Here is a 13,479-nt window from a genome sequence, read left to right as displayed (position 1 = left end):
ACAAAACTGTAGAGGTCAAGCACTCCTAAAAATCAAAAATCGTGCGGCACTGCTACTTAGAAACTTGTTCATTCATACAAATCCGTCTTGCAAAGTCCGGTTTTGCTGAAGCTGAAAAATTGAGCGGTATAAACGAATAACCAATCTGCATCTTCATCCACTCTCGGATATAAATAGCGCTCGCCTCAGCTGACTTTGGCTGTATAGTTAAAACTCGAGTACATTAAGTGCTGTCGGGAAATCCGGTAAGAGTACACAGGATCAAATCAATGATTGATGAAGAGAAAGAAGACCTCGATTTAAACCAACTTTTTGCCTCTATTCGCCAAAGGCATAAAAGGCTTGCATATTTACAAAATGATGTTCCGGCGCTCGTAGCCCAATTGAACGACGAAAATCCGACAGCGGCACAAGCTGCAGAGAAGCAGCTATGTGACTTTCGAGATGCTTTATTTGATCAGGAAGATGACTGCTACTTTTTTCTTGACGGCACAATTTTAGAGCCCGGCATTGCCATCGATCTGAATCAAATTCTGAAGGTAGAGAATTTTACCGAACTGCAAAAAACTGTCTTTTGGACGCTTCAGGAATTTTTTTGCTGCTACAAGCTCGGAGAACATTTAGATCAAATATTGGAGTTCGGCCTCTATGACATCGAGGACGATAATTTCGAGGATTCAGAAGAGGAAGATTCGGAATTTCAAGAGCCTTCCGAAGAAGATCAGGACTTGGTAGTTCAGGAAGCGAGCGCTGTCCTGCTTACTCTGCTGAGCTTAAAAAAGGAAAACGGCAGACTTTCCGACTCGGCACAAGGATTAGCAAACGACATTATTCAAAAGTTCAATTTGGACGTAAATCCGATTTTCCCTGACGAAAAAAGGCATTAATTTCCCCATAGAGAAAACCATGAACCATAGCGAAATCACACGAGAAGAAACCGCAGAATTTCTGTCCAAAATATTAACCATTCAAAGCGAAATCCTCGCTAATCCGACGGCTGAAACCTGCAGCCTGTATCCTTCAGCCGAGCAGGCATTCAATGCCCTTTCAGAAGCTCTGGGCTGCAGCGGAGAGCCTTTCCCGAATATTGCGTTCAGTGAAGATTTCAACCGCAGTTTCGCAAAGCTCTTCTACGGAATCGGTAAAAAAACGCTCGGCTTAACTCATTCATTCTGGACAGAAGGCGGACTTTCGACCGCCGGAACAGGAACCAGAAACGCATTTGCAATTTACAGAAAAGAAGGTCTTGGCAACGCCACCAGCCTTCCGGACGATCATTTGGCTGTTGAACTCGCCTTCATCGCCAAGCTTCTATCAGAAAATAAGATCAGAGAAGCCGTCGACTTTACTGTAAAAGAGGTTTTGTCCTGGTGGCCAAACGCGCTGCTTGGTATTCTGCGCGCAAGCAGCAGTGAGGACCTGAACAAATTCTTCAAGTCGATTAACTCTTCGCTGCTCATGGTCAGTGAGCTTGCAAATTAAGCATCTCTAAGCCCTTGTCGTTCTCTTTCCTTGATATAGTATTATTAAATCAAGAAAGGAGGACTTTACATGACCGAGAAGAAGACTAATAACGGTCACGGCGGAAAACGCGCCGGCGCAGGACGTCCTGCTTTAGACGGTACAAGACGAATTTCAATCTGCCTCACCGAAGCGACCTACCCAGAATTCAAACGAAGAGGCGGTGCTGTTTGGCTTCGACAGGAGCTCCTTCGCAAACCGCAAAAAGAAACGTTCAGCGATCAGGAGCTGGAGGAGGTATCAGATGATGTTTGCTTTCCTGCTGCAGATCTCAAACCTCTGCGTATCCCTGTCTATGAATACGGTGTTCAGACTGGTTTTCCTTCTCCCGCAGAAAGCTATATTGATCGATCCTTAGACCTTAACGACTTTCTGATTCCAAACCCTGCGGCAACCTTCTTTGTTTACGTCAGCGGAGATTCCATGAATTTGGCAGGGATGGACGACGGTGATCTGCTGATTGTTGATCGTTCTTTAGAACCCAAGAACGGCGATATCGTCATCATGAGCATCGACAATGAATTTACCGTCAAACGCTTTGAGAAGCTAAACCGCAGCATCCGACTTATGCCTGAGAGTTCCAATCCCGTATATAAACCGATTTCGCCGAAAGGAAACGAAGAATGGCGGTTTATCGGCGTTGTCACGCATACGATTAAAAATAATTAAGGTTATGGCCGCCCTGGTCTTCGCCTTGGTGGACGGAAACTCATTTTTTGCCTCATGCGAAAAGGTTTTCGTCCCGATTTGCGGCATCGGCCCGTCATCGTGCTGAGCAATAATGACGGCTGCGTCGTCGCGCATTCAAGCGAAGCAAAACAGTTAAGCATCAAGATGTGTCAGCCGTTCTTTGAAATCGAGGATCTGTGCTTTCGGGAGAACGTCTCGGTATTTTCCATCAACTATGAACTCTATGCCAATCTCTCCGGACGCATGATGAGCACGATCGCTTCACTTACGGACAGCATCGATCCCTATAGCATTGATGAATGTTTCGCGAACATGACCGGCTATGAGCAGTTAAACATCAATCTGACAGAACTGGGTTTTCAAATTAAAGAGCGCGTGCTGCATAATGTCGGCATACCTACCTGCGTAGGGATAACTCCGACCAAAACACTCGCCAAATACTGCAATCATCTGGCAAAGCACTACCGCGGTATAAACGGCGTATGCAACTGGCTTGACCTTACGCCTCAGCGACAGGCCAAAGCGCTAGCCTGTGAGCCTGTTTCTGAAATTTGGGGTGTAGGGCGTCGATACACAGAACGACTTAACCTCATGGGTATAGAGACCGCTTTAGATTTATCCCGAGCCGATCCGATCAAGATACGCAAAGAATTTGGACTGGCTCTTGCCATGACAGTAACGGAACTTCAGGGCGTCACATGCATTCCTCTGAAACTGATCAAACCCAAACGCAAACAAATCATGCGGAGCCGAAGCTTCAATTCTCTGGTCACCGCAAAAGAGGATTTGATCGGCGCTCTAACTCTTCACGCTCAGGAGTGCGGACGCACTCTGCGCAAAGAGGGTTCATACGCACAAGTGGTTGGAATTGTTCTTAACACAAACAGCTTCCGCACTCAAGATCCTCAATATCATGCCTATCCGTGTATTGGCCTTTAGTACCCAATCAGCGATACTCGTACTCTAATCCGCTGCGCTTTGAAACTTCTGGATAAATATTGTCGTTCGGGATACCTGTACAAGAGAGCCGGAGTGTATGTGGGAGAAGTCATTCCCGAAAAAAACACCACCGGAGATCTGTTTGCTGAGGCGGAAAACGCCCGACAAAACGTTCTCTGCGGGCTCATTGACAAGATTAATGACCGATACGGCAAACAAACACTGAACTTTGCGTCATCGAGCTTTAAGAAAGAGAACTGAGAAATGAGGCGCGGCCGCTTAAGCCCCGGATATACCACCTGCTGGACGGACTTACCTCGAATTGGAGCACTGCGAAGCGAGCTTCGGCACAGAGCGTACTGACCTGTGAACATGTTCACGGAAGAAGAATCTCAGCACTTGAAACGAAGAAAAGGCGCACCGCTTCTCGGCTAATCTCCGCGGCGATTCCATCGCATTTAACGCTAACTCTTTGAAATTCTGTGATGAGTTTTTGTCAATCCGCACAGTGAAGTATTTAGAATTTTAAGCACCAAGGACAAAACATCTATTAAAAGCCAACTATGTTTACCACAACTATTCTTCACTCTTTATCGGCGCTTTGCGTGCTGCTAATCATCATCGGCTTTGGGCTCTGGCTTTCGTCTAAAGGCATGTTTGATGCGCCCAAGAGCCGACTTATTGTTTCCAGGCTGGTCAACACCTCAATCCCGTGTTTTCTCTTTTACTCGGTCATTTCGAAGTTCTCTCAGGAGCAGCTGCTTAATCTGCTGAAATTCGCCGGCGTTCCGTTCCTGACGGTAGCCATCAACTTTATTATTTCCCTGATTCTGGTCAGGACTCCTCTGGTGCGTCCTCATTTAAAAGGAACTTTCATCGCAACTTTTTCTGCCGCGAGCGTTCTCTTCGTCGGCGTCCCTCTGGTCACGACGATGTATGGTTCGGACGGAATCCCGTATCTTTTAGTGTACTTTTTTGCGAACTGCGTTTTCATCTGGACAATCGGCTTATATAACATTCAGCTTGACGGCGTTAGAAAGGGCGGCGGAGAAATTCCAAAACTAATCTCCAAAGAGAGCGCCCGCAAATTTTTTTCTCCGCCCTTAATTGGTTTTATGCTCGGTTTATCCGCAGTGATGCTGTCCGTACCCATACCAAAATTTATAGAAACTTCTACCCGCTATCTCGGTCAGCTGACGACACCGCTGGCGCTGATTTTTGTAGGCATCACGATTTACCACATCGGTTTTGACAAACTAAAGCATCTGCCTCGTGAGGTTTGGTTAGTGCTGCTGTCATGTTTTCTGATTCGGCCGCTCACAATGTATTTCTGCACCATGCCGCTTGATATGGAACCGCTGATGAGAAAATGCTTTATCCTCGGCTCCGCGCTTCCGGTTTCTACGGTTTTCGCGGTACTTGCAAAAACTTACGGCGGAGATGAAGAGTTCGCCTCTGAAACGATTGGCGCAAGTACCGTTGGAATGATTGCGGTTCTACCTATTCTTCTGATTGCTGTGAACCTGATTTAGAAGAGAGCAGCGCGCTTATAAGCGTGCTTCCGCCATTCGGCCTCAGAGAGAACAAGATATGCCTAGCTTCGGCTTCGACCTCTTGCTCTAAATTCAACTTTGGCTAAGGTCAGAAGGGATCTGACCCGAGCAATGCTGAAGCCGGTTTCCATTGCTATTTCTCTTATTGATCCGCCTTCGGAATACCGCTTAGCAACAAGAGCTGCAAGCGCTTCATTGGTGTCGTCACAAAGTCTCTGGTGTGGGTAAAGCGGCAGCATGATCTCCTGACTCTGAGATTCGATTTCTCCGCCGGAATAACCGGGATAGCGTTTGCCTTTCGGCACAACGTCTTCAGAGGCCTCTGCACCCCAAACAATCCAATTGGGCCTTGGATATCTGGCAAACATTTCCAGATATGGTCCGGGAGAGCACGACTCAATCAAATCGTATTGTTCATCCGGTTTACGGGAATGCTCGCGCTTTCTGGTTTCAATCATGTTCACCTGAGAGCGTCCCGGCGGCAGCGTACGCATATGGCCTCTAACGCCGAACAAGAGAATTTCCGTCACATTCCTAAAGTAAAAACCTACGCCTCTTCCGTCCGGGCCTCCGTCTTTTCTTCGTTTGGCCCAAATAATATTGGAGACATAGCGGAATCCCCAACTCTTCATGACTTCAAGGCCTTCAGGGAGCAAAGCATTAGGTACCCAAAGATACAGATGAGAATTTTCATTTGCGCATTCCGCAACCGGTAAAGCCATAATTTCTTCTAGCGACATGGTCGCATAACGGCCTAACCGCTTGTGCTCGGGAGCGACCTTGCCGGTACGGTTAGAAAACCGCCAAGGGGGATCCGCTAAAATTGTTTTAAACTTACCCGGAATTTGAGGTAATGCTTCACTCATTTGCTCGTTCCACAATCTGTTCACTTAGCAATCATATTAACAGATCTTTATTTGGATCTTTATGCAATTAACTACTTCATACCAAAATACCTCTCTTCTTAACCTTCAATCAAAGTTCTGTTTTTTCGAAGTTCGAGACGCATCTGCTGTTTTATCAGCATCCTGCTCAAAAGAATGGGATGAATTTGTAGAAATTCTGGAAAAATTTACATTTTCCGGGGATGTTCTTCTCGCAAAAGGCGGAAACAAATCGGCTCTTGTTTCCGAACTGGAAAGTCTGTTCTACAAAAAAGGCTGGATGGAAACGCGAGTCGACTCAGAACAGATTTTGTACGAACTTCCTAAAACCGGTCGATTAACCGGAGAAAAAAATAAAATCCTCAAAATTTCCGGGAAAAATAAGAAATTCCCAATTACAGGTAAAACTTCTTCACTTCAGACTATTGAAAGAATCAATCTCCTGACTAAAAAATTCCCCGAAGCTCGCATTACTTCGACTTATCAAGAAGGTTACCAGGTCGACTGTTTAAAAGGCAGAGTTGCTATTGATATTGAATGGAACGCAAAAGACGGAAATCTTGATAGAGATCTTTCCGCATATAGAGCTTGGTATGACTTCGGTCTTATCGACGGAGCAATTCTTATCACCAAGGATATAACAGAATGCCGCAAACTTATTCATGACCTGTGGCAAGACTACCTGTGCACCAATAACCTTCCTAAGAACACACTTCCACCTGTTGATCTGAAAACGTCAACAACAACCTCCAGCGATAAAGCAGTTGAACGAATTAAGCGGGGAGATGCCGGAGGATGTCCGGTGTTGATTGTTGGAAGGATGTTGGGATGGAAGTCCGTATTCCCCTAAGAAATAGTTTTAGTGACCGGCCCTCGCATTTCGAGGGCCAATCAAAGCACTGCTTACTGCCAAGCCGGCAGGACTGAACCCTGGAATTTCTCAATAATGAACTGTTTCACCGGTTCAGACTGGAAAGCTTTCACGAACTGCTGAACTCTGGGATCGTTCGCATTATTTTCGCGAGACGCGATAATAATCAAAGCAAACGGAGCATCCTTAGATTCAAAGAAGAAGCCGTCTTTCTTCGGAGAGAGACCAGAGCTGATGACGTAATTCATCGGGATCGTCGCAATGTCCACATCAGAGAGGCTTCGAGGCAGCTGAGCTGCTTCGAGTTCTTTGAATTTGAGTTTCTTCGGGTTAGATACGATATCAGCGACCGTCGCATTGCCTCCGACTCCGTCCTTGATTTTAATGAGACCCGCATTTTCGATCAGAAGAAGCGCTCTGCCCTCGTTGGAAGGATCGTTCGGGATCGCAAATGTAGCGCCTTCCGGAATATCTTTTACGTCATGGATATTCTTAGAGTAAAAGCCCATCGGCTGAACTACAGCGTCACCGATCTTTTTAAGTTTTGTCTTCTGCTGCTTGTTAAAGTTATTTAGGAACGGTTCGTGCTGGTACACAACAACATCAAGAGCACCTTCATCCAAACTTTTGTTCGGTGTGACGTAGTCGGTAAACTCGACAAGCTTAACATTTAAACCCTGAGCTTTTGCAACTTCAGCAGCCTTCTGGACGTTCTCGGCATGAGGACCTGCAGTAGCGCCGACTTTCAATTCTGAAGAGCTCTTCTTATCACCGCAACCGGTTAAAAGAATCGGTGCCGCAATGGCTGCCGCCGCAATCAGCTTAATTAACTTAGATCTCTGCATTTTTATACTCCGTATTAAATAGAACTTTTTATAAGGATTTTGCTTCTGATATTTCGCCGGCTGTAGCTATAGATACACCAACGTTAGAGTTAAAACTTAGTTGTATTTAATTGTCCAGGCGGACGAAAAACAGAAGCAGGATTGAGAAAATTTGACAGGTACGCGCTTAGGCGCGCCTAAAGAAAATCACATTCGGCACATTCGATTCTGAGCAACACCAACCCCTTCGCTGTGCAGCGAATCAAATAAGGAGTTGATCAAAATAAAGCTCATTTAATGTGTCCTTTGAAATCGACAATTATTATTTTACGAATAAAAAAATCAAAAAAACGAAGATGCAAGAAATATTTTTTCTGCGATAGCTAATCTCATGAATAAGTCAGAGAATTACTTTGAATCCGGACATTAAAAAGTCGTGAGGCTCTTTGGATAGACTTGGTCTATGAACATGTTCACAACGGCTTTCGCATCCTGCTGAAACCCGCACTATAAAAGAACCTTCGCCATCATTCATAATACAGAAAACATCATTTCTCCCAAAACATGCTCACTGTAAAAAAACTTGCGCAATCAGTCGGCGTCTCAGACGATCTCATTCGCCATTACACAGAATGCGGGCTGCTCAATCCTGTGGTCAACACTGAGAATCACTACCGCTTTTACGATGAAGAAGATTTTTTGTGTCTGTCTACAGCGAGATCTGTAAAAAATCTGGGCTTTTCTCTCTCTGAAGTTAAAGATTACTTGGAGGATTCTGCTCAGGAGCGCATCGACAAACTCCGGCTGAAAAAGCAAGGGATTGAAGAAAATATCGAAGAACTGATAAAACTCAAAAATCGAATTGAAGAAGTCGAAAACTATCTCTCTTTGACAAAACTCTGCAACGGCACTGTTAAAGATGTTCGACGAGATTCCATCCACAGCATCTACACGTACAGCGCCTCAAAAATAAAGGCTCCGGATCCGAGGATCGTTAAAAGTTTCTCTGAACTTTTTCCATACACACATATTTCAATCAAAATTCCACTGGAGGAACTTAACGATCCGAATTTCCAAGACGTCTATTCCGTTCAACTCGGCCTTGGACTCATCGCCAAATACGCAAGAGGCTTTAATGCCGATACTGCTCCTCCTGTAGAGTCCATTCCTGAAGGCAGGTTCCTAATCATCTACCTGAAGACCAGAGACATCCTCTCTTTATCCCCCGAAGAGATTCGTCCGCTGCTGAACAAAGCGAAAGAGCTCGGCAAAAGCTTTACACATCAGTCTTCAGGTCGGCTGCTCGCCATGGAGCGGGATGAAAAGGGATTTTTGTATTCCATCCTCATACGGGTTCGCATCGGAGATTAATTGACCTTGGTGTTACACCAACCTTTACAGTGCTCGCATTGAATTATTATTTCTACCCAAGGTGAACACTATGACTATCATCAAACTTGCTGCAGCGGCTGCCGCTCTCTGCACTGCCCTCCCTGCCCTTTCCGCCGACCTCAAGTCCGGAACATACGAAACCACCGGTAAAGGCAATAACGGACCTGTGGTTGTCAAGACAACGATTGACGACAACAAAATCAAAAGCATCGAAGTTGTTCAGAACTCTGAAACACCGATGATCGGCGAAACAGCGGTTAAAACACTGCCCGGCAAAATCGTTGAACGACAGTCGCTTTCTGTCGATGACGTTGCCGGCGCGACCAATTCGTCTAAAGCCATTAAGCAGGCTGTTCTGGAAGCACTCAAAAAGGCGGGCGGCGACGCTTCGAGCCTGAAAGAGAAAACTGTAGCTAAAGCAGCTACCAAAAATGAAGACAAAACCACCGATCTTCTTGTCATCGGCGCTGGCGGAAGCGGTATGGCCGCGGCAATCGAAGCGAAGAGCAAAGGATTGAATGTTATCCTTATCGAGAAGCTGCCGATGGTTGGCGGAACCACTGCGCTTTCGTCTACTGCGTTTAACGCCGGCGGAAGCAAAGTTCAAATGAAAATGGACAAACCGTATACCGCAGATGATTACTACAAAAAGCTAAAAGGCAAAGGAGAGGATGACGCTTCACTTCGCAAACTAGCCGACCTTTCCGGCCCTGCTGCGGACTGGCTTGTTGATATGGGCGCAGATCTGGGCAGAGTCATCAACGGTTCACAGCATACGCCGAAGGATGGCGGCGCGCTTGGTTCCATGCTCGTACCTGTGATGAAGAAAAAACTCGACGAGCTCGGCATTGTCCCTCTGACCTCCACCAAGGCCGATGAACTCTACATGCACAACGGCCGCGTAGACAGCGTTAAAGTCTCTAATGAAAACGGCCATTACATCATTCATGCTAAGGGCGTTATTCTTGCGACCGGCGGGTTTGCCTCCAATCCAAAATTTGTCGCTCAGTACACACCGATGTGGGCCGGATTCCCGTCCACAGCCAGCCGCGGCGCTACCGGTGACGGTATTGTGCTGGCAGAAAAAGTCGGCGGAACAACCGACAAGATGGGACTTGCCGGTCCTCAGACCGTCGCCTACAACACCGGGAACGGCGCCATCTCACTGACAAATGTTCGCTATAACGGTGCGATTCTTGTCAATGACGAGGGCAATCGTTTTGTCAATGAACTTTCTCTGACGCCGATTCTTGGCAAGGCCATCAAAGATCAAAAAGGCGGCCACGCTTTCCTGATCTTCGATCAGGCTTCGATTGACCGGGCCGCACTAATGAAGAAATACAAAGCCGCTAGCTACTTCACAGAAGCCGCGACAATTGAAGAACTTGCCAAGAAACTCGGCATCAATCCTCAGAATCTTGAAAAGACTGTTGCGCTTTACCGCAAAGGCATGGATGACGGCGTTGATCACGAGTTCGGCCGTAAAGACTCCCGCTTCAGCCGAATCGACAAAGCGCCTTACTACGGAGCGAAGATCAGCCCTGCAAGCCAAACCACTTATGGCGGCGTCAAGATTGATTTAGACGCCAGAGCTGTCGATAAGAACAACAAGCCGATTCCCGGTCTCTACGCGAGCGGTGAAGCCGCTGCGCAGTACGGACAAGGCGTCTCTATCGGCGTGATTCTGGGCAAACTTGCTGCAGATACCGCTGCTGAAGATATAAAGAAAATGAAGTAGTACAAGAAGTTCGGGCGCCGATTAGGCGCCCATTTTTTATCTTAGAAACCCCATCTTGCGGTATTTGTCGAAGCGGATTGCCACATTAGTTCTCTCACGCTCTTTCAGCCAAAGCGCGAATTTCACAAGCCTGCTGTTGGAGAGCGACTCTCTGCGGATCGCAAAAGTGACATGCCAAGCCGGACGGCTCCAATAAGGCAGTACTTGAACAACCAAACCGCTTTTAAGCTCTTTTTCAATCGAGGAAATAGACAGATCCACAGAAATTCCTTCACCCGCAAGCAGCGCCTCTTTACCGCTTAACACATCGCCGCTGAAAACAATCTCGCGATAATTCAGCGGCACGGAGCGCGATCCGCAATGAAGCTCGTTTGTCATCGGATAGTGCCTGGAAGCACGGAGAATTAATGAGTGGTCGCTAAGATCTTTCGGAGACGTCGGTACTCCTCTTTTACGAAGATAGGCGGGAGCAGCAGCAAGAACCGTCCGCGCTTCATAGCACGGCCAAACCATTAAACCGTCTGTAGGCGGATGGTATGGAAGACAGACTAAATCGGCCTTGCGCTCCAATAAATCCTGATGATCCAAATCCGAAAGGACTTGGATTTTGAGTTTAGGATCAAGTTTTTTATACAGCCGAATCGACTTTCTATAGGACGAACGAGAAATATTTACCGGAATACTCATCGTAATCAGCGCTTCTTCGCTCTTAACCGACTCAACCGCATCCAGGAGCTCGCTGTAAGCCTTTGTCAGCTTTTTTACTGCCGGGATGATCTGAATCGCTTCATTGGTAAGCTGAGCAGGACGGCGGTGATGATCGATCAGCTTCATGCCGAGATCGTTTTCCAGTTTCTGAATCAGCCGCGTGCAGGCCGGCAAATCTTTGTCCAGATCAATGGATGCGGAAGTGATTCCTTTTCCACTGCCGAGCTTCTCAATCAAAGACCAAATCTGCAGATTGTCAGCGGCATTCAAAATTGTTCTCCCGAATGAGACTGTAAATAACTTGTGAAAAACACAAATAGATTCTTAATTTGCTATTTCAAGCATAGCGGCGCAGCTCTAAGATTTGAAGGGTAGTTAACACTAATACAAACCAAGGAGAACTTCTATGACAACCCTTAAACGCCGTACATTCCTTTCTGCCGGAGCCGCTGCTGCGCTCGGAACCGTTTCCGGAATTGCTCAGGCTAAGAGCTTTGATCCGATGCCTGCGCAGTGGGACGAAAATTTTGACGTCATCGTTATCGGCAGCGGTTTTGCCGGATTAGCAGCTGCCTGCGAAGCAAAGAATCAAGGCGCGGGAAATGTCATTGTGCTTGAAAAAATGCGTTCTGCCGGCGGCAACTCCGTCATTAACGGCGGCATTATGTCGGTCCCCGGAAGCGCCTTCCAGAAAGCTCTAGGAATCAAAGACTCTCTGGAGCTGCTCGCAGAAGACATGATTCGCGAAGGTTTAGGCTACAACTATCCGGAAAAAGTCAGCGCCATGACCAAAGCCGCGCTTCCGACTTACGAATGGCTTGTCAAAGAAATCGGCGTTGAGTTTGTTGACGGCAAAGTCGGCCAGGAAGGCGGTCATTCTGTTCCCCGCCACGTATACACAACCAACGGTTCAGGTTCAGGCATTGTTTCCAAGCAGCTTGAATACGCAAAGAAAATCGGTGTTCCTGTCAGACTTCGCTGTTACGTTGAAGCAATCATCAGAGACTCTGACGGAAGAGTTAAAGGCGTCAAGGTTCGCGACGGCTACCGTTTCGGCAAACCGGACTCCGGAAAGGTTAAGTACCTTAAAGCCGGTAAAGCTCTTGTACTTTGCTACGGCGGTTTCGGTGCCGACGTCAATTTCCGCATGAAGTTTGATCCGAAACTTACTGACAAATTCGAAACCACGAATCAGCCGGGCGCCACTTCAGAACTCTGGCGTGAAGCTTCCCGCATCGGCTGCAACATGATTCAAACCGACTGGATTCAGTGCGGTCCTTGGAATTCGCCTGAGGAAAAAGGCATGGGTATTGCGCTTTATTTCGCTCAGGGTGCTGCCGCAACGATGGGCATCTGGGTCAATACCGCAACCGGCAAACGTTTCATTAACGAGCTCGCTAATCGTAAAGTCAGAGCTGACGCCGTCATCAATAACAACAATAAAGGGCAGCCGTGTATCGCATTAGCCGATCAGAATGCTGTCGATCTGACAATTAATCAGACGCGTAAAGGCATTCTTGACAAACAGTTGGAAAGAAAAGTGGTTCATAAGTTTGACACACTTGAAGCGGTCGCTGCAGAGTACAAGATTCCGCTTGATGAACTGAAAAAGACGATCGACGCCTATAACGCAGCTCTAGCCAAGCAGTCCGGCGACGAAATGGGCCGTCCCTTCACTAAGAACGCGAAACCCATGGGTACAGGTCCTTGGTACTGTTCGCTTCTTTCTCCGAAAGTACACCACTGTATGGGCGGTGTTGAAACCAACAGTCTCGGTCAGGTGATTGACATTTCCACCGATAAACCGATTCCGGGTCTTTATGCTGCCGGCGAATCGACAGGCGGTGTCCACGGCGCTGTACGTTTAGGCTCTTGTGCCACAATGGACTGTCTGGTCAATGGAAGAATCGCGGGCGCAAACGCCGCTAAAGAATCTGCCTGGAGCTAAATATGCGTAAAAAGCTGCTGATCTCTTTCTGCGTACTCTTTGGAGCGCTTAGTTTGGCAGCGCAAAGCTTTGCCGCTGACAAGTTCGGTGCTGATCGTCATACTGCAAAAGGCGTTCAGTGCGCAGCTTGTCACGGCCCGGATCCGAAAAATCCAATCTATCCGGAAGAAGCTCAGTGTGTTGCCTGTCATGATAAGGCGGCTCTTGCGAAGAAAACTCAAAACCTTCCGCAGGCCAACCCACATGCGGCTCCGCACAACGGTGACTGCACCCTCTGCCATATGCAGCATGAACCTGCAGTCAACTACTGCGCTCAGTGCCACAACTTTAAATTTAACGTGAAATAAAAACGCCACAGGTACCCGTTAAGGCACCTGCACACCGACTGATCGATTGTTAATGCGTTCTGTC

Annotated in this window: 15 protein-coding genes; 12 read left to right on the top strand and 3 right to left on the bottom strand. The window is 47.2% G+C overall.

All coding sequences use genetic code 11. The features are described 5' to 3' along the window. The first annotated feature begins 269 nt into the window (after positions 1-269). The 7 genes from AC6I1F_RS12320 (at position 270) to AC6I1F_RS12290 (ending at position 4,682) form a co-directional block, all read left to right on the top strand. Positions 270-887 (top strand): hypothetical protein, encoded by a 618-nt coding sequence (locus AC6I1F_RS12320; RefSeq protein ID WP_160336260.1) that lies wholly within the window; start codon positions 270-272, stop codon positions 885-887. 19 nt (positions 888-906) lie between these two features. Further along, positions 907-1,482 (top strand): molecular chaperone TorD family protein, encoded by a 576-nt coding sequence (locus tag AC6I1F_RS12315; protein WP_160336259.1) that lies wholly within the window; start codon positions 907-909, stop codon positions 1,480-1,482. Positions 1,483-1,551: 69 nt separating this feature from the next. Continuing rightward, positions 1,552-2,190 (top strand): LexA family protein, encoded by a 639-nt coding sequence (locus AC6I1F_RS12310; RefSeq protein WP_160336258.1) that lies wholly within the window; start codon positions 1,552-1,554, stop codon positions 2,188-2,190. 54 nt (positions 2,191-2,244) lie between these two features. Beyond that, positions 2,245-3,150 (top strand): Y-family DNA polymerase, encoded by a 906-nt coding sequence (locus tag AC6I1F_RS12305; RefSeq protein WP_160336257.1) that lies wholly within the window; start codon positions 2,245-2,247, stop codon positions 3,148-3,150. Between the two features lie 99 nt (positions 3,151-3,249). After that, positions 3,250-3,411 carry a hypothetical protein gene (locus AC6I1F_RS12300; RefSeq protein WP_160336256.1) on the top strand — a complete coding sequence of 54 codons (162 nt, stop codon included), beginning with the start codon at positions 3,250-3,252 and terminating at the stop codon, positions 3,409-3,411. Between the two features lie 3 nt (positions 3,412-3,414). Further along, positions 3,415-3,513: a DUF4113 domain-containing protein gene (locus tag AC6I1F_RS12295; RefSeq protein WP_160336255.1), complete on the top strand. Its 99-nt coding sequence runs from the start codon at positions 3,415-3,417 to the stop codon at positions 3,511-3,513. A gap of 200 nt (positions 3,514-3,713) precedes the next feature. Continuing rightward, the gene (locus AC6I1F_RS12290; RefSeq protein WP_160336254.1) at positions 3,714-4,682 is read left to right on the top strand and encodes an AEC family transporter; all 969 of its coding nucleotides are present in this window, start codon (positions 3,714-3,716) and stop codon (positions 4,680-4,682) included. 62 nt (positions 4,683-4,744) lie between these two features. Here the strand turns inward: AC6I1F_RS12290 and AC6I1F_RS12285 are convergent, their stop codons facing one another. Beyond that, positions 4,745-5,569, bottom strand: coding sequence for an MT-A70 family methyltransferase (locus AC6I1F_RS12285; protein ID WP_160336253.1), 825 nt, complete (start codon positions 5,567-5,569; stop codon positions 4,745-4,747). A 61-nt stretch (positions 5,570-5,630) separates the two neighbouring features. On the opposite strand from AC6I1F_RS12285, the gene AC6I1F_RS12280 reads away from it, so the two are divergent. Beyond that, positions 5,631-6,437: a BglII/BstYI family type II restriction endonuclease gene (locus tag AC6I1F_RS12280; RefSeq protein WP_160336252.1), complete on the top strand. Its 807-nt coding sequence runs from the start codon at positions 5,631-5,633 to the stop codon at positions 6,435-6,437. Positions 6,438-6,490: 53 nt separating this feature from the next. Here the strand turns inward: AC6I1F_RS12280 and AC6I1F_RS12275 are convergent, their stop codons facing one another. After that, the gene (locus AC6I1F_RS12275) at positions 6,491-7,303 is read right to left on the bottom strand and encodes a MetQ/NlpA family ABC transporter substrate-binding protein (protein ID WP_160336251.1); all 813 of its coding nucleotides are present in this window, start codon (positions 7,301-7,303) and stop codon (positions 6,491-6,493) included. 543 nt (positions 7,304-7,846) lie between these two features. On the opposite strand from AC6I1F_RS12275, the gene AC6I1F_RS12270 reads away from it, so the two are divergent. Both AC6I1F_RS12270 and AC6I1F_RS12265 read left to right on the top strand, forming a co-directional pair. Continuing rightward, positions 7,847-8,653 (top strand): MerR family transcriptional regulator, encoded by an 807-nt coding sequence (locus AC6I1F_RS12270; protein WP_160336250.1) that lies wholly within the window; start codon positions 7,847-7,849, stop codon positions 8,651-8,653. A 70-nt stretch (positions 8,654-8,723) separates the two neighbouring features. Beyond that, complete coding sequence (locus AC6I1F_RS12265) at positions 8,724-10,412, top strand: FAD-dependent oxidoreductase (protein WP_497801799.1); 1,689 nt, start codon at positions 8,724-8,726, stop codon at positions 10,410-10,412. Between the two features lie 36 nt (positions 10,413-10,448). Here the strand turns inward: AC6I1F_RS12265 and AC6I1F_RS12260 are convergent, their stop codons facing one another. After that, positions 10,449-11,390, bottom strand: coding sequence for a LysR family transcriptional regulator (locus AC6I1F_RS12260; protein ID WP_160336317.1), 942 nt, complete (start codon positions 11,388-11,390; stop codon positions 10,449-10,451). Between the two features lie 136 nt (positions 11,391-11,526). Here AC6I1F_RS12260 and AC6I1F_RS12255 point away from each other — a divergent pair, with 136 nt between their 5' ends. Both AC6I1F_RS12255 and AC6I1F_RS12250 read left to right on the top strand, forming a co-directional pair. Beyond that, positions 11,527-13,068, top strand: coding sequence for a flavocytochrome c (locus tag AC6I1F_RS12255; protein WP_160336318.1), 1,542 nt, complete (start codon positions 11,527-11,529; stop codon positions 13,066-13,068). Between the two features lie 2 nt (positions 13,069-13,070). After that, positions 13,071-13,415: a cytochrome c3 family protein gene (locus tag AC6I1F_RS12250; RefSeq protein ID WP_160336319.1), complete on the top strand. Its 345-nt coding sequence runs from the start codon at positions 13,071-13,073 to the stop codon at positions 13,413-13,415. Positions 13,416-13,479 lie beyond the last annotated feature (64 nt).

It is taken from the genome of Parasutterella sp. St.1A3, from assembly GCF_059728705.1.
Note: the sequence above shows the minus strand (reverse complement) of the source record. Positions and strands in the feature narration are given on the sequence as shown.